15 protein-coding genes, 1 pseudogene and 1 riboswitch are annotated in these 19,301 nt (G+C 74.8%); of the genes and pseudogenes, 12 read left to right on the top strand and 4 right to left on the bottom strand.

Annotation, left to right across the window (positions count from 1 at the left end):
* Positions 1 to 18 precede the first annotated feature (18 nt).
* The 4 genes and pseudogenes from J4709_RS36725 to ilvC all read left to right on the top strand — a co-directional run bounded on the left by J4709_RS36725 (position 19) and on the right by ilvC (position 6,494).
* Positions 19 to 2,913 carry an EAL domain-containing protein gene (locus tag J4709_RS36725; protein ID WP_208248003.1) on the top strand — a complete coding sequence of 965 codons (2,895 nt, stop codon included), beginning with the start codon at positions 19 to 21 and terminating at the stop codon, positions 2,911 to 2,913.
* Between the two features lie 229 nt (positions 2,914 to 3,142).
* A pseudogene (locus J4709_RS36720) lies at positions 3,143 to 4,906 on the top strand (acetolactate synthase large subunit); the annotation flags it as partial.
* Between the two features lies 1 nt (position 4,907).
* On the top strand, positions 4,908 to 5,432 hold the full coding sequence (gene ilvN / locus J4709_RS36715) for an acetolactate synthase small subunit (RefSeq protein WP_208248000.1): 525 nt from the start codon (positions 4,908 to 4,910) through the stop codon (positions 5,430 to 5,432).
* Between the two features lie 78 nt (positions 5,433 to 5,510).
* Complete coding sequence (gene ilvC, locus J4709_RS36710) at positions 5,511 to 6,494, top strand: ketol-acid reductoisomerase (protein ID WP_173099441.1); 984 nt, start codon at positions 5,511 to 5,513, stop codon at positions 6,492 to 6,494.
* Between the two features lie 53 nt (positions 6,495 to 6,547).
* Here the strand turns inward: ilvC and J4709_RS36705 are convergent, their stop codons facing one another.
* The gene (locus J4709_RS36705) at positions 6,548 to 7,360 is read right to left on the bottom strand and encodes a hypothetical protein (protein ID WP_208247998.1); all 813 of its coding nucleotides are present in this window, start codon (positions 7,358 to 7,360) and stop codon (positions 6,548 to 6,550) included.
* 137 nt (positions 7,361 to 7,497) lie between these two features.
* Here J4709_RS36705 and J4709_RS36700 point away from each other — a divergent pair, with 137 nt between their 5' ends.
* The 7 genes from J4709_RS36700 (at position 7,498) to J4709_RS36670 (ending at position 17,104) form a co-directional block, all read left to right on the top strand.
* Positions 7,498 to 8,094, top strand: a complete 597-nt coding sequence (locus J4709_RS36700) for a PadR family transcriptional regulator (RefSeq protein WP_208247995.1) — start codon at positions 7,498 to 7,500, stop codon at positions 8,092 to 8,094.
* Positions 8,091 to 8,804 (top strand): ABC transporter ATP-binding protein, encoded by a 714-nt coding sequence (locus tag J4709_RS36695; protein WP_208247993.1) that lies wholly within the window; start codon positions 8,091 to 8,093, stop codon positions 8,802 to 8,804. The genes J4709_RS36700 and J4709_RS36695 overlap by 4 nt, the downstream gene beginning before the upstream one ends.
* Positions 8,801 to 11,437, top strand: a complete 2,637-nt coding sequence (locus J4709_RS36690; RefSeq protein WP_208247991.1) for an FtsX-like permease family protein — start codon at positions 8,801 to 8,803, stop codon at positions 11,435 to 11,437. Before J4709_RS36695 ends, J4709_RS36690 begins: the two co-directional genes overlap by 4 nt.
* 28 nt (positions 11,438 to 11,465) lie before the next feature.
* Entirely contained in the window at positions 11,466 to 12,992 is a 1,527-nt protein-coding gene (locus J4709_RS36685; protein ID WP_307801864.1) for a DUF2079 domain-containing protein, read from the top strand.
* A 384-nt stretch (positions 12,993 to 13,376) separates the two neighbouring features.
* Positions 13,377 to 14,015 (top strand): thymidylate synthase family protein, encoded by a 639-nt coding sequence (locus tag J4709_RS36680; protein WP_307801863.1) that lies wholly within the window; start codon positions 13,377 to 13,379, stop codon positions 14,013 to 14,015.
* Positions 14,016 to 14,253: 238 nt separating this feature from the next.
* Positions 14,254 to 15,840, top strand: a complete 1,587-nt coding sequence (gene serA, locus J4709_RS36675) for a phosphoglycerate dehydrogenase (protein WP_208247988.1) — start codon at positions 14,254 to 14,256, stop codon at positions 15,838 to 15,840.
* Between the two features lie 493 nt (positions 15,841 to 16,333).
* Positions 16,334 to 17,104 carry a (2Fe-2S)-binding protein gene (locus J4709_RS36670; protein ID WP_208247986.1) on the top strand — a complete coding sequence of 257 codons (771 nt, stop codon included), beginning with the start codon at positions 16,334 to 16,336 and terminating at the stop codon, positions 17,102 to 17,104.
* 25 nt (positions 17,105 to 17,129) lie between these two features.
* Here J4709_RS36670 and J4709_RS36665 read toward each other — a convergent pair whose 3' ends face one another.
* The 3 genes from J4709_RS36665 to J4709_RS55095 form a co-directional block, all read right to left on the bottom strand.
* Entirely contained in the window at positions 17,130 to 17,858 is a 729-nt protein-coding gene (locus tag J4709_RS36665; protein ID WP_208247984.1) for a CbtA family protein, read from the bottom strand.
* A 19-nt stretch (positions 17,859 to 17,877) separates the two neighbouring features.
* Entirely contained in the window at positions 17,878 to 18,111 is a 234-nt protein-coding gene (locus tag J4709_RS36660) for a CbtB domain-containing protein (RefSeq protein ID WP_208247982.1), read from the bottom strand.
* A 33-nt stretch (positions 18,112 to 18,144) separates the two neighbouring features.
* Positions 18,145 to 18,337, bottom strand: a riboswitch (cobalamin riboswitch).
* Positions 18,338 to 18,436: 99 nt separating this feature from the next.
* Entirely contained in the window at positions 18,437 to 18,568 is a 132-nt protein-coding gene (locus J4709_RS55095) for a hypothetical protein (protein ID WP_269757517.1), read from the bottom strand.
* Between the two features lie 89 nt (positions 18,569 to 18,657).
* Between J4709_RS55095 and J4709_RS36655 the strand changes: the two genes are divergently transcribed.
* Positions 18,658 to 19,296, top strand: coding sequence for a helix-turn-helix transcriptional regulator (locus tag J4709_RS36655; protein WP_232384587.1), 639 nt, complete (start codon positions 18,658 to 18,660; stop codon positions 19,294 to 19,296).
* Positions 19,297 to 19,301 lie beyond the last annotated feature (5 nt).

Below are 19,301 nucleotides of genomic sequence, written 5' to 3'. Positions count from 1 at the left end.
AGGAAGGGACACGGCGCGATGAGCGGCGAGAACGCCAGGCGGATGCCGCCGCGGGCGGTGCCGGTCGCCATGGCCGCGATCGTCGGCGTCCTGTACGCCACCGGGTCGCTGCTCGGCTGGGGCGGCACGGCCTTCATCGCCTGGACGGAGGCGGTCGTCGCGGGCGCCGCCGCGATCTCGCTGCTGGTGTCGGCGGGGCGGCCGAAGCGCGCCGCCGCGGACGCCGGCGACGTCGGGATCTTCCGCCGGGTGTCGTCGGGCGGGATCTGGCGGGCGTCGTGGCGCTGGTACGGGGTGGCCGCCGCGGGCTGGTTCGCGGGCGCCGTCGGCAGCGCGCTCGCCGGCCACGTCTCGCGCAGCGCGCTGTCGCTGTCGGTGCCGGACCTGTTCTACATGCTGGCCGCGGTGGCGCTGGTCACCGGGCTGATCGTGCCGGTGCGGCTGTCCCGCGACGTGGGGATGTGGCTGCGGTACCTGGCCGACACCTACGTGTGCGCGTGCGCGATGTTCGTGCTGGGCTGGGTCGCGCTCTTCAGTTCGCTGTACCACCAGTCGGGCGAGTCGGGGTCGGAGTTCCTGCTGGAGCTGCTGTACCCGCTGATCGACGTGGTGCTGGTGTGCGGGGCGCTGCCGTTCGCGCTCGGCGCGGCGCGCGGGCGCCGGCGGCTGGCGTGGATGGGGTTCGGGGCGCTGATGGCGTTCGCGACCGCCGACGTGGTGACGACGTTCGTCCGGTTGGACGGCGGCGGGCCGTCCGACGACCCGTCCGACATCCTGCGGCTCGCGGGCCTGCTGCTGCTCCTGCTGGTGCCGTGGACCGGTCCGGCGCCGGAGCCGGAGCCGGACGGCCCGTCCGACGACGTCCCGGCGGACGCCCTGCCGGCGGGCGGCGCGGCGGAGCCCGACGAGCGCGGCCGGATGATCGGCCCGGGGCTGGCGCCGGCGGCGGTCGCCGCGGCGGCGTCGCTGTTCGTCGCCGGGCACTCGCTGACCGGCCGCAACGGGCTGGAGCCGGTGGTGTCGGTCGTCGCGGGTTCGGCGGCGCTGGTGCTGCTGGCGCGGCTGGCGGCGCTGCTGCGGGAGAACGACCGGCTGCGCCGCGCGGTGGAGGCGAGCGAGCAGCACTTCCGGGCGCTGTCGGAGAGCAGCAACGACGCGGTGCTGATCTGCGACCTCGACGCGACCGTCCAGTATGCGAGCGCGGGCGCGCTGCGCACCTACCACTACACGCCGGAGGAGCTGCTCGGGCGGCCGCTGCACGAGATCATCCATCCGGAGGACCTGCCGCGCGTCCAGGAGGCGTTCACCGAGTTCCTGGACGCCGAGGACGCCGCCGGCGCGGACCGTCCGGGCGCGACGGGGTCGCTGCGCGTGTCGTGCCGTGTGCGCGCGGCGGACGGCACCTGGCTGCCGACCGAGTCGACGATCTCCCGGTACGCGGGGACGGGCGAGGCGCCGGGACGGCTGCTGGTCACCACCCGCGACCTGAGCGAGCAGGCCGCGCTGCAGCGGCAGGTCGCGCATCTGACCTTCCATGACGGGCTGACGGGCCTGCCGAACCGCTCCTACTTCGAGGAGCGGACGCGGGAGGTGCTGGCGCAGCAGCGCCCGGGCGGCCGGGTCGCGGTCGTGTTCGTCGACATGGACGGGTTCACCGACGTCAACGACTCGGCGGGGCACGCGGCGGGCGACCAGGTGCTGGCGCAGGCGGCGCGGCGGCTGCGCGCCAACGTGCAGGCCGACGACACGGTCGCGCGGTGGGGCGGCGACGAGTTCGCGGTGCTGGTGCAGCTCCCGTCCGACGACCGGGAGACCCGCGCGGCGGTGGAGCTGGCGGGGCGGCTGCTGCGGGTGCTGTCGGTCGACCCGTACCAGGTGGGCAGCAAGCAGATCGTGCTGACGGCGAGCGTCGGGATCGCGTTCGCCGGGGACGAGGAGGCGCCGGCGGGCCCGGCGAAGGGCCGCGGCGCGGACGAGGGGCGGCGGCTGCGCCGCACCGCCGCCGACCTGATCCGCAACGGCGACCTGGCGATGGCGCGGGCGAAGGAGCTCGGCGGCGGGCGCGTCGAGGTGTTCGCGCCGCACATGCACGCCGACGTGGTGCGGCGGCTGGAGCTCGGCAGCGACCTGCAGCGCGCGCTCGCCGAGGAGCAGTTCGCGGTGGAGTTCCAGCCGGTGGTGGACCTCGCGACGTCCCGGGTGACCGGGGTGGAGGCGCTGCTGCGCTGGTGGCGGGGGAGCGAGTCGGTGCCGCCGGAGGAGTTCATCGGGCCGGCGGAGGAGTCCGGGCTGATGATCCCGCTCGGCGACTGGGTGCTGCGGGAGGCGTGCCGGGAGGTGGCGCGGTGGCGCCGCGACTCCTGGGACGTCGGCCTGTCGGTGAACTTCACCGCCCGGCAGATCGCCGCGCCGCGGTTCGTGGAGTCGGTGGCGGCGGCGCTGGAGGAGACCGGGCTGCCGCCGCAGGCGCTGACGCTGGAGGTCCGCGAGGAGGTGCTCGTCGAGGACGGCGGGCAGAACGTGGCGCGGCTGTCGGAGCTGCGCGACCTCGGCGTCCGGCTGGCGATCGACGACTTCGGCACCGGGTACGCGTCGCTGGCCTACCTCGGCCAGCTCCCGGTGGACATCATCAAGATCGACCCGTCGTTCGTGGCGGGGCTCGGCTCGGACGAGACGCTGTCGCTGCTGACCCGCACGATCGTCCGGCTGGGCCGCGACCTGGGGCTGACCGTGGTGGCGGAGGGCATCGAGCGGCCGGAGCAGCTGGAGCTGCTGCGCGCGATGGACTGCCCGCGCGGGCAGGGGTTCCTGGTGGCGCGCCCGATGGCCGCCGGACGGGTGGAGTCGCTGGTCCGGACGAACCTCGCGGCACAGGATCTACCAGGCGATCTGCCGATGCCGCTGCCGGGCTGACCGGCCCGGCGCCGCCGGGATTGCATCTCATATGCCGAGATTTCTTGTCCACGGATTTGACCGGGGGCCGGATCTCGGCGAAAGTGGCTCCGTGCAGAACACCACCAGCATCCTCGTAGTACTTGGTCGGCGCGCAGGCTGACCAAGCTCACCGACCTGCGCGCCTCCCCTCGACCGCTACCCGCGGCGGGGGTTTTTTGTTGCCCGGCGAGCCCCGAACTTCTCTCCCAAGGAAACCCAGATCATGACGACCGAACAGATGACGGGAGCCCAGGCGCTGGTCCGCGCCCTGGAGAACGTCGGCGTCGACACCGTGTTCGGCATCCCGGGCGGCGCGATCCTCCCGGCCTACGACCCGCTGTTCGACTCGGACAAGCTGCGCCACATCCTCGTCCGGCACGAGCAGGGCGCCGGCCACGCCGCGCAGGGCTACGCGATGGTCACCGGCAAGGTCGGGGTGTGCATGGCCACCTCGGGCCCCGGCGCGACCAACCTGGTCACCGCGATCTCCGACGCCTACATGGACTCGGTGCCGATGGTGGCGATCACCGGCCAGGTCGCGACCTCCCTCATCGGGACGGACGGCTTCCAGGAGGCCGACATCGCCGGCATCACGATGCCGATCACCAAGCACAACTTCCTGGTCACCAAGGCCGAGGACATCGCCCGCACCATCGCCGAGGCGTTCCACATCGCCGGCACCGGCCGGCCCGGGCCCGTCCTGGTCGACATCGCCAAGGACGCGATGCAGGCCACGGTCGAGTTCCAGTGGCCCGTCCAGCTCCAGCTCCCCGGGTACCGGCCCGTCACCCGGCCGCACTCCAAGCAGGTCCGCGAGGCGGCACGGCTGATCGTCGAGGCGGCGCGCCCGGTGCTGTACGTCGGCGGCGGCGTGCTGAAGGCCGGCGCGGCCGCCGAGCTGAAGGTGCTCGCCGAGCTGACCGGCGCGCCCGTCGTCACCACGCTGATGGCCAAGGGCGCGCTGCCCGACAGCCACCCGCTGCACATGGGCATGCCCGGCATGCACGGCGGCGTCGGCGCGGTCGGCGCGCTGCAGCGCTCGGACCTGCTGATCGCGCTCGGCGCCCGGTTCGACGACCGGGTCACCGGCAAGCTCGACGGGTTCGCCCCGCACGCCAAGGTCGTGCACGCCGACATCGACCCGGCGGAGATCTCCAAGAACCGGCACGCGGACGTCCCGATCGTCGGCGACGCCCGGGAGGTCATCGCCGACCTGATCGTCGCGGTGCAGAACGAGCACGAGGCCGGCCGCAAGGGCGACTACGAGGACTGGTGGCGCCAGCTCAACGCGTGGCGCGACACCTACCCGCTCGGCTACGACGTCCCGGCGGACGGTTCGCTGTCCCCGCAGTACGTCATCGAGCGGATCGGCGAGATCGCCGGGCCGGAGGCGTACTACGTCGCGGGCGTCGGCCAGCACCAGATGTGGGCCGCGCAGTTCATCAAGTACGAGCGGCCGGGCGCGTTCCTGAACTCCGGCGGCGCCGGGACGATGGGGTACTCGGTCCCGGCGGCGATGGGCGCCAAGGTCGGCGCGCCGGACACCACGGTCTGGGCGATCGACGGCGACGGCTGCTTCCAGATGACCAACCAGGAGCTGGCCACCTGCGCGATCGAGGGCATCCCGGTCAAGGTCGCCGTGATCAACAACGGTAACCTCGGCATGGTCCGGCAGTGGCAGACGCTGTTCTACGACGGCCGCTACTCCAACACCAACCTGCACACCGCCAAGCGGATCCCCGACTTCGTCAAGCTCGCCGAGGCCTACGGCTGCGTGGGCCTGCGCTGCGAGAAGGCCGAGGACGTGGACGAGGTCATCGCCAAGGCGATGGAGATCAACGACGCGCCCGTCGTGATCGACTTCGTGGTGCACAAGGACGCGATGGTCTGGCCGATGGTCGCCGCCGGCACCACCAACGACGACATCAAGATCGCGCGGGACATGGCGCCCGAGTGGGAGAACGGAGACTGACATGAGCTCGCACACCCTCTCGGTCCTGGTGGAGAACAAGCCGGGCATCCTCGCGCGGGTCGCGGCCCTGTTCTCCCGCCGCGGCTTCAACATCGAGTCCCTCGCGGTCGGCACCACCGAGCACCCGGACATCTCCCGGATGACGATCGTGGTGAACGTCGCCGAACTGCCGCTCGAGCAGGTCACCAAGCAGCTGAACAAGCTGATCAACGTGCTGAAGATCGTCGAGCTGGAGCAGCCGGCGTCGGTCCAGCGCGAGCTGGTGCTGGTCAAGGTCCGCGCGGACGCCGAGACCCGCTCGCAGGTCCTGGAGACCGTCACGCTGTTCCGTGCCAAGGTGGTCGACGTGGCGCCCGACGCGGTCACGATCGAGGCCACCGGCAACCGCGACAAGCTGGACGCCTTCATCAAGGTCCTCGAGCCGTTCGGCATCAAGGAGCTCGTCCAGTCCGGCATGGTGGCGATCGGACGCGGCGCCCGGTCCATCACCGACCGCTCGCTGCGCGCCATCGACCGCAGCGCCTGAACCGACGCCCGACCGGGCGCGCGGCCCGGCCCGAGACGTAAAACCACATCGAAGAAAGGCAACAGCACTGTGGCTGAGATGTTCTACGACGACGCCGCCGACCTGAGCGTGATCCAGGGCCGGCACGTCGCGATCATCGGGTACGGCAGCCAGGGGCACGCGCACGCGCTGTCGCTGCGCGACTCCGGCGTCGACGTGCGGGTGGGGCTCCGCGAGGGGTCGGCCAGCCGTGAGCTGGCCGAGGCCGAGGGCCTGCGCGTGGTCACCCCGGCGGAGGCGGCCGAGGAGGCCGACCTCGTCATGCTGCTGGCCCCCGACCACCACCACCGCGAGATCTTCGAGAAGGACATCAAGCCGGCCCTGGTCGAGGGCGACGCGCTGTTCTTCGGGCACGGCTTCAGCATCCGCTACGGCCTCGTCCAGCCCCCGGAGGGCGTGGACGTGGCGATGGTCGCGCCGAAGGGCCCGGGCCACCTGGTCCGCCGCCAGTTCGTCGCGGGCCGCGGCGTCCCGGTGATCGTGGCGGTGGAGAAGGACGCCTCCGGCAACGCGTGGCCGCTGGCGCTGTCCTACGCCAAGGGCATCGGCGGCCTGCGCGCGGGCGGCATCAAGACCACCTTCACCGAGGAGACCGAGACCGACCTGTTCGGCGAGCAGGCCGTGCTGTGCGGCGGCGCGTCCGAGCTGGTCAAGGCTGGTTTCGAGGTGCTGACCGAGGCCGGCTACCAGCCGGAGGTCGCCTACTTCGAGGTGCTGCACGAGCTGAAGCTGATCGTCGACCTGATGTACGAGGGCGGCATCTCCAAGATGTACTGGTCGGTCTCCGACAACGCCGAGTACGGCGGCTACAGCCGCGGCCCGCGCGTGATCACGCCGGAGACCAAGGCCGCGATGAAGAAGATCCTCGGCGAGATCCAGTCCGGCGAGTACGCCAAGGAGCTGGTGGAGGAGTTCGAGGGCGGCCAGGCCCAGTTCGGCAAGTACCGCGAGCAGCTCGCCGAGCACCCGATCGAGAAGACCGGTGCGGAGCTGCGCCCGATGATGAGCTGGATCAACGACTAGCAGGAGTTCGCGACGGGGGCGGGCGCGCGGCGCCCGCCCCCGTTCGGCGTTTCTCAGCGGGGCGCGGCGGCGCGGGAGAGGCGGCGGCGGATGCGGGCGCGCAGGGACGTCGCGCCGGCGTCCTCGCGGATCACCAGCGCCAGGTGCCCGCCCTTGGTGAAGTACACCGAGACGTGGTGGCCGCCCACGGTGCGGCGCTGCGGCGCGGTCTTCAGGCCGTCGGCGCGGCGGGTGCCGAAGCGGGCCTCGCGGGTCACGCCGTGCGCGGTCGCGGCGACGTGCACGTCCCAGCGGCCGGGCTCGACGCCGGACGGGTCGGCGAGCGCCTCGAACCCACCGGTCCCGGTGCCGGGGCCCGGGCGGGGGCCGGCGGGGAACACGTGCTCCTTGCCGGTGGTCCGCTCGCGCAGGACGACGTCCACGACCGTCCGGTTCGTCTCGACCCGCTCCAGCACGGCGGTGCCGCGGATCCGGACGCGCCTGCCCTGCCAGGCCACCGCGTCGAGGCGGTGCTCGACGCCGACCTCGGTGGTGATGTCGGCGTCCTGGCGGGGGACGCCGCGCAGGTAGGGGTACATCGCGTAGATCCGGCCGCCGACCACGACGGCGCCGGCGGGGCTGCCGTCCACCTCGTCGCGGATCAGCCGCTCCAGCTCCTCGCGCAGGCCGTACTGGATGCAGAAGGCGCGCAGCCGGTCGGCGGCGGGCAGCGCGGCGCGGGCGGCGTCGCTGAGGCCCTCGTCGCCGATGACCCGGCGGGTGCCGTCGACGAGCCGCTCCCGCTGCCGGCGGTCGAGGTCGAGGTACCGGTGGTCGTACACGCGCAGGACGTCGCGCAGGACGCTGATCGTGCTGTCGGAGGTCACGCTTCTCTCCTGATCGGCCGGGGACATGGTCACGGTAAGGCGTGAGATGGTCGCGCACAGTGAAATTCCGGTAGCGTGTCCTTCGGGATGCATACTCGGTATTGCGTCATGGATACCGAGTATGCATACTCGTGATCATGTCCATACGTCACGGCCTGCTGGCCCTGCTGTCCCAGGGCCCCCGCTACGGCTACCAGCTGCGCGCCGAGTTCGAGGCGTCCACGGGGTCGTCCTGGCCGCTCAACATCGGCCAGGTGTACTCGACGCTGTCCCGGCTCGAGCGCGACGACCTGGTCACCCGCGTCGGCGCCGACGACGAGGGCCGGTTCGTCTACCGGATCACCGCGGCCGGCCGCGACGACGTGCTGGCGTGGTTCGCCACCCCGGTCGCCCGCGCCGACCGGCCCCGCGACGAGCTGGCGATCAAGCTCGCGATGGCCGTCACCACGCCCGGTGTGGACGTCCGGCAGGTCGTCCAGGCGCAGCGCACCGCCACCCTGCGCACCCTCCAGGACCTCACCCGGGTCAAGGCGGCGGCCCCGGCCGAGCCGTCCGACCAGGGCGACCGCGCCTGGCGGCTGGTCCTCGAGTCGATGATCTTCCAGGCGGAGGCCGAGGTCCGCTGGCTGGACCACTGCGAGGCGTTCGCCGTCCGCACCGCCCCCGCCGCGCCGCCCGGCGCTCCACAGGACGCCGCGCCGCAGGACGCCCCGATCGAGGAGACGAGCCGGTGAGCGTGCTCGCGATGCGGGACGTGTCCCGCGACCACGGGACCGGGGCCGGGCTCGTGCACGCCCTGCGGAACGTGACCCTGGACGTCGCGGAGGGCGAGTTCGTCGCCGTGATGGGCCCGTCGGGCTCCGGCAAGTCGACGCTGCTGACGCTGGCCGGCGGCCTCGACACGCCGACCTCCGGGCGGATCGCCGTCGCGGGCGCCGACGCCGGCGCGCTCGGGCCCGCCGCGCGGGCGGCGCTGCGCCGCCGCGCCGTCGGCTACGTCTTCCAGGACCTCAACCTCATCCCCGCGCTCACCGCCGTGGAGAACGTGATGCTGCCGCGCGAGCTCGACGGGGTCCGCGCGCGCCGCGCCCGGCGCGAGGCGCACCGGGCGCTGGAGGCGACCGGCATCGGCGACCTGGCCGAACGCTTCCCGGACGAGCTGTCGGGCGGCCAGCAGCAGCGCGTCGCGATCGCCCGCGCGCTCGTCGGCGACCGCCGGCTCCTGCTGGCCGACGAGCCGACCGGCGCCCTCGACAGCCACGCCGGCGAGGAGATCATGCGTGCGCTGCGGGCCCGCTGCGACGAGGGCGCCGCCTGCCTGATGGTCACGCACGAGTCGAGGCACGCCGCGTGGGCCGACCGGGTCGTGTTCCTGCGGGACGGCCGGATGGTCGACTCCACCCCCGGCCGCACCGGCCCCGAGACGCTGCTGGACGCGCGGTGAGCGGCCGCCGCGCCGCGCTGCGCCTCGCCCGCCGCGACGCGCTGCGCGCCAAGGGCCGCACCGCGCTCGTCGTCTGCATGATCGGCCTGCCGGTGATGGCGGTCGTCGCGCTCGCCGTGCTGTTCAAGACCGGCGACTGGTCGCCGCGCGAGTCGCTGCCGTACGAGATCGGCGCCGCCGACGCCCGGCTCACCGGCGCCGGCCGCGCCCCGGTCCAGCAGACCTTCGACGACCAGGGGTTCTCCAGCGCGCCGGGCACGTCCGGCGGGGACGCGGCGTCCGCCGACGACGCCGGGCGGCCCTGGACGACCCCGGAGATCACCCGGCGGGTCGCCGCGGCGTTCGGGCCGTCGGCGCGCGTCCGGCCGCTGGAGACCGGCGGGCGCGTCGCCCTCAAGACCGCCCGCGGCTACCGCGCCGCCGACCACATCGGCCTCGACCTGCGCGACCCGATGGCCCGCGGCATCCTCGAGATCACCGGCGGCCGGGCGCCCGCGAAGCCCGGCGAGGTGGCGCTCGCGCCCTCGCTCGGCTTCCCCGTCGGCGCGACCGTCCAGATCGACCGGGCGGGGACGACCGCGCAGGTGGTCGGGCACGTCCGGGACCCGCGCGAGCCCGGGAAGGCCGTCGCGCTCACCCTGCCCGGCGCGGTGCCGGGCGCGCCGTCGCCGCGCCCGCAATGGCTGGTCGCCGGGGCCGGCCCGGTGACCTGGGACGCGGTGACCGCGCTGAACAAGAGCGGGATCACCGTGCTGTCCCGCGCGGTCGTCTCCGACCCGCCGCCGCAGGCCCGGGCGGTGACCGAGGAGGGCGGGGGCCCGGACGGCGCCGCCGCCGCGACCGTCGCGATGGCCGTCGCCATCGTCGTGCTGGAGGTCGTGCTGCTCGCCGGGCCCGCGTTCGCGGTCGGCGTGCGGCGGCAGCGGCACCGGCTCGCGCTGGTCGCCGCGTGCGGCGGCGACGCCCGGCACCTGCGCACCATCGTGCTGGCGGGCGGCGTGGTCCTCGGGGGCGCCGCCGCGGTGGCCGGGGCGCTGCTCGGCCTGCTCGTGGTGGCCGCCGCGAAACCGCTGGCCAAAGCGTACTTCGGCGTCGTCCTCGGCCCGTACGAGGTGCCGTGGACGCTGGTCGGCCTGACGATGCTGCTCGGCGCGGGCAGCGGCGTCCTCGCCGCCCTCGTGCCCGCCCTGCAGGCCGCCCGGATGGACGTCGTCGCCGCGCTCGCCGGGCGCCGCGAGGCCGGGCGGGCGCGCCGCGGCTGGCCCGCCGCGGGCGCCGTCCTCGTGCTGGCCGGCATCGCCGCCTGCCTGTTCGGCACCGCCGCGCTGCACGAGCTCGGCGCCGCGCTGGGCGCCGCCGCGATCGTCCTCGGCTGCGTCATGGCCACGCCGTGGCTGGTCGGCGCGGCCGGCCGGGGCGCCCGGTGGCTCCCGCTGCCGCTGCGCCTCGCCGTCCGGGACGGGGCCCGCAACCGGGGCCGCGCCGCCCCGGTCGTCGCCGCGATCATGGCGGCGGTCGCCGGGATCACCGTGTTCGCGATCGGCGTCGCCAGCGACGCCCGGCAGGAGCGCCTCGACTACGAGGCCACGCTGCCGCTCGGCTCCGCGACGGTCAGCACGCCGCCGGGGCGGGCGGACGCCGTCAAGGCGGCGGTCGAGCGGGAACTGCCCGGCGTGCCGGTGCTCCCGCTGCGGGTGCTGCCGGGGGAGGGGGCGGTGTGCGGGCAGGCCGACACCGCTAAGTGCCCGGCCGTCGCGTTCGCGGCGGGCCCGGCGCCGACCCGGACGATCCGGTTCGACAACGTCGTGGGCGGCGCGCGGGAGGCCCGCATGCTCCTCGGCCGCGACGACCCCGCCGTGACGGCCGCGCTCGCCGCGGGCAAGGTCGTCGTCTTCGCGTCCCGGCCACTCCCCGGCGGCACCACGACCGCGGCCGTCACGTACTGGAAGGACGACCGGCAGCACACGCTGCGCAAGGTGCGCGGCATCCCGGCCGTCGCCGTGCCCGAGGACCCGCACGTCCAGGCGATCGTGCCGCCGTCGGCCGCGGCCCGGGTCGGGGTGCCCGCGCGGACCGAGGCGCTCGGCATCGACCGGGCCGACCACCGGGTCACCCGGGCGGAGCAGGCCCGGCTGGCCGAGGTGGTCGCCGGTTTCAGCGCCGACGGCGCCGTCTACGTCGAGCGCGGCCCGAGCCGGTCGCGGCCGCCGATGCTGCTCGCGCTCGCCGTCGCCGGAGCCGTCCTCGCCTTCGGCGGCACGATGATCGCCACCGGGCTCGCGGCCGCGGACGCCCGCCCCGACCTGGCGACGCTCGCCGCGATCGGCGCCCGCCCGCGCACCCGCCGCGCGCTGGCGATGGGCCAGGCCGGGTTCGTCGCCGTCCTCGGCTGCTGGCTCGGCATCGCGGCCGGGTTCGTGCCGGGCGTCGCGGTCGCCCGCCCGCTCACCGCGGTGGCGACGATCCCGGCCCGCCCGGACGGGACGCCCGCGGTGCCCGGTCACGGTCCGACCCTGGACGTGCCGTGGCCGATCCTGCTGATCGTCGGCGTGGCCGTCCCGCTGCTGGCGGTGCTGGCCGCCGCCGTGTTCACCAGGCGCGGCCTGCCCCTGACGCACCGGCCCGCCGACTGACGGCTGGGGGGCTGGTAGCGTCCGGCGCGTGGCGGAGGCGGGTGCGGTCGCGGTGCGGGAACCGGCGGACGGCGGCGGACGTACCGGCGTGCTGGCGCGGCGGCGCGCGTGGGCGCTCGCAGCGCTGGTCCTGGCGAGCGCCGCGCTCGACTCGGGGTACGCGCTGCTGCGCCTGCGCGCCTTCCGGGACAGCACCTACGACCTGGTGATCTTCGACCAGGCGGTCCGGTCCTACAGCCGGTTCGGGGCGCCGGTCGCGATCGTCAAGGGCGTCCACAACGGGTTCGGGCCGGGCTTCTCGGTGCTCGGCGACCACTTCTCGCCGATCCTCGCGGTGCTGGCGCCGCTGTACTGGATCCATGACGGCCCGGGGACGCTGCTGGTCGCGCAGGGCGTGCTGTTCGCGCTGGCTATCGTGCCGGTCTGGCGGTTCACCGAGCGGCGGCTCGGCGCGGGCGCCGCGTACTGCGCGGCGGCGGCGTACGCGCTGTCGTGGCCGGTCGCGGAGGCGCTGGCGTTCGACTTCCACGAGGTCGCGTTCGTCCCGCTGCTGTCGGCGGTGATGATCGAGCGGTACGACGCGGGGCGGCGCGGCCGGGCGGCGCTCGCCGCGTTCCTCCTGCTGCTGGTCAAGGAGGACATGGGGCTGCTGCTCGCGGGGTTCGGGCTGTACCTGCTGACGCGCCGCGGCGAGCGGCGCGCGGGCCTGGCCTACGTGGCGGCCGGCGCGGTCGCCACCGCGGTCTGCTCGAAGGTCGCCATCGCGGCCTTCGGCGGCGACAACGACTACTACTGGGCCTACACCTCGCTGGGGCGCGACCTCCCGCACGCCGCCCTGCACGTGCTGACGCATCCGTGGGACGCGGTCGCGGAGCTCGGGACCCCGCCCGCCAAGCTCGCCATGATGGGGCTGCTCGTCGTGCCGCTGCTGCTGCTCCCGCTGGCGTCGCCGCTGACGCTGGTCGTGCTGCCGCCGCTGGCCGAGCGGATGCTCGCCGACCGCTTCGCCAACTGGTGGGCGCCGCACTACCACTACAACGCGTTCATCGTCGCGGCGCTCGTCCTGGCCGCCGTGGACGGCGCCGCGCGCCTGCGCGGGAACCGGTGGCTGCGCGACCGCGTCCGGCGGGAGGGAGGGCTGCCGGCGAGGGTGCTGGGGCCGCGCTGGGTCCCGGCGGCGTGCCTGCTGGCCGCGGCGGTCCTCACCGTGCCGTTCTTCGCGTTCGGTGATCTCGCCGATCCCGCGATGTACCGGCGCAACGCGCGGGCGTCGGCCGCCGCCGCGGCGGCCGCGAAGGTCCCGGACGGGGCGCTGGTGGAGGTCGCCAACGGCGTCGGGCCGGGGCTCACCGCCCGGACCCGCGTGCTGCTGTGGGACTGGCAGCCGCGCAACGCGCCGTGGGTCGTCGCGGACGTGCTGCGGCCCACGTTCCCGTTCCCGTCGGTGGCCGAGCAGCAGCGGCGGGTCGCGCTGCTGACGGCGTCCGGGTACCGGGAGGTCTTCCACCGGGACGGCTACGTCGTGCTGCACCGGCCCGGCCGCGACCCCTGGTGAGGGCGGCGCCCGTCCAGGCCGGGAAAGGCCGCAGTCGTTTGGACGGATTGTCCAATGACCTTTGCGCGCGGAGGCGGTCAGAATGCCGGTGGAGATGGCCGCGAAGAGTACAAGAACCTATCCTTTTCGCCCACCTTGTCGGATACTTGAAGAAAGTCGCGACGGCCGTGGCCGGCGCGGGAGCCCCTGCGCGAACACTCACGTGACCACCGCCGGAGCGGCGTTGGGGCGCGTACATGAGTGGTGATCGGCTGTCAGGGACCGGCCCGGGGCGGCCGTCCGGGCGCGCGGCGCGATTCCTCACCGGCGCGGCAATGCCGCGGCCGGGAAAACGCCCGGCCCGCATTGGCGGTGACCGGCCCGGCAATGGCGCGGAGAGATGACGTGCGGGCGCGGGAGGACAACGGCGTCCGGCGCTTCGAGACGTGCGGGCGGGCCTGGATCGGCGTCCTGCGGCACGTCTGGACGGCCGGCGTCGCCGGCATGGAGGACGCGGGGCCCATCATCGAGGGGCCCCCGCTGCTGTTCGAGATCGACTCGCTGAGCTGGGAGGATCCGATCCTGCGCGAGCACGGCGACCGGGCGCTGATCGCGCACCGGGCCCGCGAGCGCGGCGCGGACGCGGCGGCCGGGCGCCGCCGCCCCCGGCTGCACGACCCCGCGGGCGCCGACCAGCTGCGCTGGGTCGCGGGCCTGCTGCGGGCCCGGCCGTGGACGACCAGCGCGTGGATCTCGCTGGCGCTGCCCGGCGGGGACCCCGCCGCGATGCCGTGCCTGACCGCGCTGTCGTTCCGCATCCGCGGCTACCGGCTGATCATGACCGGGATGTTCCGCTCGCAGGACGTCCACCGCGCCTACCTGGCCTACGTCCCGCTGCGCGAGGTCCAGCTGCACGTGGCCGAGGAGCTGGGGCTGCCGGCCGGGCCGCTGCGGGTCTTCGTGGACGTCCCGCACGTCCGGGTGGCCGACGCCGAGCGGGTCGCCGCCGTGCTGGCCGCGATGCCCGAGCCGAACGCCGCCTGACCGGACCCGGACGCCCCCGCGCCCGCGCCCGGCGTGATCCACAGGCCCCGGACCGGCCGGAGGTAAGGGCCGCGCGGGCGTGGCGGACACCGCGTAGTTACCGGCCGGTGTTTGCCTGTCGCGAACCCGGCCGCCCCCTGGGGGATAGACTCGCCGCCGGGGGCGAGGGCACGACGAGGTGACTCGCGCACTTCACCTGCACACCAGCCGAACATCCGACTTCCGAAGGACTGTTTCCTTGAGCAAGCCCGTCGTCCTCGTCGCAGAAGAGCTCTCCCCGGCCGGCATCGCCGTGCTGGAATCCGACTTCGAGGTCCGTCACGTCGACGGCAGCGACAAGTCCAAGCTGCTGCCCGCCGTCGCGGACGTCGACGCCCTGATCGTCCGCAGCGCCACCAAGGTCACCTCCGAGGTCTTCCAGCACGCCAAGAGGCTGCGCGTGGTCGCGCGCGCCGGCGTCGGCCTCGACAACGTCGACGTGGAGGCCGCCACCAAGGCCGGCGTCATGGTCGTCAACGCGCCGACCTCCAACATCGTCACCGCCGCCGAGCACGCGATCGCGCTGCTGCTCGCCACCGCCCGGAACGTTCCGCAGGGCCACTCCGCGCTCAAGCAGGGCGAGTGGAAGCGGTCCAAGTACACCGGCGTCGAGCTGCAGGGCAAGACCGTCGGCGTGCTCGGCCTCGGCCGCATCGGCGTGCTGGTCGCCCAGCGCCTCGCCGCGTTCGACATGAACGTGATCGCGTTCGACCCGTACGTGCAGGCGGCCCGCGCCGCGCAGCTCGGCGTGAAGCTCGTCACCCTCGACGAGCTGCTCGAGCAGAGCGACTTCATCACCGTCCACCTGCCGAAGACCCCCGAGACCCTCGGCCTCGTCGGCGACCGCGAGCTGCACCGGGTCAAGCCGAGCGTGCGGATCGTCAACGCCGCGCGCGGCGGGATCGTCGACGAGGAGGCGCTCGACCTCGCGCTGAAGGACGGCCGCGTCGCGGGCGCCGGCATCGACGTGTTCACCAGCGAGCCCTGCACCGACAGCCCGCTGTTCCACCACGACAACGTCGTGGTCACCCCGCACCTCGGCGCCAGCACCCACGAGGCGCAGGAGAAGGCGGGCACCCAGGTGGCCCGCTCGGTGAAGCTTGCGCTGTCCGGCGAGTTCGTGCCGGACGCGGTGAACGTCCAGGGCGGCGCGGTCGCCGAGGACGTCAAGCCGGGCCTGCCGCTGGCCGAGAAGCTCGGCCGGATCTTCACCGCGCTCGCCGGCGGCGTGCCCGTCCGGCTGGACGTGGTGGTGCGCGGCGAGATCGCCGAGCACGACGTGAAGGTGCTGGAGCTGGCCGCGCTCAAGGGCGTGTTCGCCGACGTGGTCGAGGAGTCGGTGACGTTCGTCAACGCGCCGCTGCTGGCCCGCGACCGCGGCGTCGAGGTCACCCTCACCACCAGCGAGGACAGCCCCGACTGGCGGAACGTGGTGCAGGTGCGCGGCACGATGGCCGACGGCGGCGTGGTGTCGGTGTCCGGCACGCTCACCGGCCCGAAGCACGCCGAGCGGATCATCGAGATCAACGGCTACAACATGGAGCTGGTGCCGACCGCGCACATGGCGTTCTTCTCCTACGTGGACCGCCCGGGCATCGTCGGCGCCGTCGGCAAGCTGCTCGGCGACGCCGGGGTGAACATCGCCGGCATGCAGGTCGGCCGCGACGCCAAGGGCGGCAAGGCGCTGATCGCGCTGACCGTCGACTCCGGCATCCCGCCGCAGCTCGTGGACGCGATCACCGCCGAGGTGGGCGCCGACATGGGCCGCCGCGCCGACTTGGACTGAGCGAGCGGAGACCGCTGTGGGCGGGTGTCCGGCTGGGGCCGGGCGCCCGCCCGTCGCGTTGGTGAGCACGGTCACGTCTCATATGTTGAGATTTTACGCCACGGGTCGGGACAGCCGCCCGGACCGCGGGTAGCGTTGAGGCATCATGCGGCGTTTCGTGGTAACCCTTCACCGCCGCAGCGGGGCCTGAACTCGGCAGGCCGGCACCGCTGCGGAGGTTCCGCCCGGCCATGAGCCCGATTCCGCGCCCGGACCCGTGCGAACCACGGTCCCGGCGGCCCTCCGGCACTCACGCCTCGGCGATTCGGAGCGATCATGAACGACACCACCCGGACCGGTACGCCCGCGGACGACGCCGCGGAGGAGGCGGCCCGCGCCCTGCAGACGGCGCTGGACCGCCGCGACAACGGCGGCCACCCCTCCCGGTAGCGCCCGCCCCTCACGTCCTGGGGCGGCCCGTGGCGAGCCGGTGCGGCATGGCAGGGTGAGCGCCATGCCGCCGCCGATGCCCGCCGGGGCCGGGGAGGTCGCGGACGCGCTGCGCGCCGCCGCCCGCCTCGGCCCGTACTTCGCGATCACCCTGGACGCCGACGGCCTCGGGGACGCGGGCCGTCCGCCCTCGGACGGCGCGGAACCGGCCGAGGAGGCCGACCGGGCGTGGCGGCCGCTGCCCGAGCGCGATCCCGGGCGGCTCGCCCGCCTCACCGACCTTTACGCCGGACGGCTCGGCACCCGCGAGCGGCGCGTCGCCGCGTCCATCCTGTTCCAGGGCCTCGCGTCGCGCCTGTGGTCGCCCGTCGTCGCGGCGGCGGCGCGGGGCGTCGTGCCCGACCTCTCCGGCCTGCACTGGCGCTGGGCGCCCGGAGCCCCCATCGCGCTCAGGCTGGCCGAGCCGCGGGGGCACCGCGCCGCCGGTCCCGCCGAGGCCGCCGGCCTCGTCCATGACCAGGTCGTCACCGGGCAGCTGGAACCGCTGCGCGAGACCATGCTGACCTTCGTCGGCCTCGCGGACGGCCTGCTCTGGGGCAACGCGGCGTCCGCCCTGGCCGGAAGCCTGAACGTGGGCCCGCGCGACGCCGTCCGCGCCGCGCTCGTCCGCGAACTGCTGGCCCGTCCGCCGCTCGCGGGCGCCGGGGCGTTCGGCCCGCACGGGTTCGTCCGGCGCAACTGCTGCCTGTACTACCGCGTGCCGCCCGGCGGCGAGATGTGCGGCGACTGCGGCCTGCGCCGTCCGCCGCGCCGCGGCGGGCCGCCGCCACGGTGACGTCCGTGGCGGCGGCCCGCCGGGATCAGGCGGGGACGGGGACCCGGCGGCGCGCCGCCGAGCGTTCCGTCAGGTAGCCGAACAGCAGCCCGATCGTGCCCCACAGGACCAGCTGGACGCCCAGGGACGCCAGCCGGAAGTCCCACAGGACCGTCGCCGGGAAGTGCGCGGGGACCGCGTCCGGCTTCGGCGTGAGCCGGTACACGACCGCGAGCAGGACGGCGTAGCCGACCGCGGTGACAGTGATCGCGTTCCAGGCGCCGAGCCGGGGGACGAGGCGGCGGCACACGATCACCGCCGCGGTCGTCGCCAGGATCCCCAGCGCCATCATGCAGAAGTACAGCGCCGTCCGGCTCCCGATCGTGGTCGGGTTGCCGACCGCCGGGGGAGTCGCGGGGTACTTCAGGAACGGGACCAGCTCGATCGCCACGAACCCCGCGAGGGCGACCAGGGCGGCGGTGGCGCGCGCGCCGAGCCGTCCGAGCCGTCCCGACGCGAAGGCGAACGCGATCGAGAACAGCCCGCCGAGCGCCGCCCCGTACACCGCCATCGCGGTGATCAGGCCGGCGGTCTTCTGCACGGTGCGGCTGACGACCTCGGGTTCGTGCCCGGCGTGCTCGGCGTGCGCCTTCGCCTCCTCGAACGCGATGGCGTGCCCGACCTGCGGTTCCCCGTACAGCCAGGCGACGACCAGCGCCAGGGCGGCCGCCGCCAGGCCCGCGAGCATCCCGCGGACCAGCAGTGCTCTCATCATCGGCTCGTGAACCCCCGGCCTAGTGGCAGGGGAAGCCGAGCAGGTGCCGGCCGTCGTGGGTGAACTCGTGCACCCAGGTGCCGCCGAAGATCGAGGTCGCGCCCTGCTCGGCGCCGACGAAGTAGATCAGGACGGCGGCCAGCACCACGGCCAGCACCGCCCACGGGACGATGTCGCGGATCGGCAGGCGCAGCGGCGCTGCGGACGGGTCGGCCTGCGGGGACGCGGCGGACGGTACGGCGGTCTCGGCCATGTCGGGTTCTCCTCACGGGGTGCACTCGCCCCGGTAGCGGGAGGACGACGGGTCAGTGTCCTGACTCCCAGATCGCCGTCTCCCCGCCGACCTTCCCGCCGGTGCGTCCGGCCGTGGTCGTGCGGTGGGGGGAGACTCCCTGGTCACAGTGGCGGGACCGTCCCGGACTCGCACCGGGTTCCTGCGCACCGTCGCCTCGATGTGAACTTGTCGGACAGAGCGTCTCCTCTCCCTTCGGGCGAGTCAACCCCGCGAAGCGTGACAAAGGTGACGTTCGCCGCCGCAGGCGCGCCCCCAGAGCGCCGACGGCGGCGAACGCCACGGCTCAGGCCGCCGGGCTCGCGGCGGGGGCGCGGCGCAGGTCGGGCGCGATCAGCGCGAGCATCACCGCGGAGACCGAGCGCAGCGCGGCCACCGCCCACAGCCGGCCGCGGCCGCCGCGCCAGGCGAGCGCCACGGCCGCCAGCGAGGCGGCGCCGAGGGCGGTGGCGGCGACGATCGCGGGGACCGGCGGACCCGGACCAGGCGGCCCGGCTGGTCGCCGAGTTGCGCGAGGAGACAGCCCCGGCCGTCGACGACATCCGCCGCCTGGTCTACGACCTGCGCCCGCCCGCGCTGGACGACCTCGGCCTGGCCGGGGCCGTCCGGCAGCGCGCCGGGCAGCTGGCCGTGCGGGGCGTGGCCGTCACGGTGGACGTGGCGCCGCCGCTGCCCGCCGCCGTGGAGGCCGCCGCGTACCGGATCGCGGTGGAGGGGATGGCGAACGCCGTCCGGCACTCGGGCGGCGCCCGGGTGGAGGTGCGGATCCGCGCGGACGGGCGGCTGCGGGTCGAGGTCGCCGACGACCATCCGGTGGTGCGCGGCGGGCTGCGCGCGCTGCTCGGGTACTTCGCGGCGCCGCCGCCGGCGGCCGAGCCGTTCCCGGAGCTGACCGCGCGGGAGCGGCAGGTGCTGGACCTGATCGCGGCGGGCCGGGCGAACGCGCAGATCGCGCGGGCGCTGGCGATCGCGCCGAAGACGGTGGCCGACCACATCTCGGCGATCTTCACCGAGCTGCGGGTGGCGGACCGGTCCGCGGTGATCGTCCGGGCCCGGCGGGCCGGGTTCGGCCTCGGCGGCGGGCCGCGGGGGCCGCGGGGGACGGTCCGGGACGTCCCGGACCGAGACACCGATACCGGGATGTGAGACGA

This window comes from Actinomadura violacea, from assembly GCF_017573465.1.
Lineage (GTDB): Bacteria > Actinomycetota > Actinomycetes > Streptosporangiales > Streptosporangiaceae > Spirillospora > Spirillospora violacea.
Note: the sequence above shows the minus strand (reverse complement) of the source record. Positions and strands in the feature narration are given on the sequence as shown.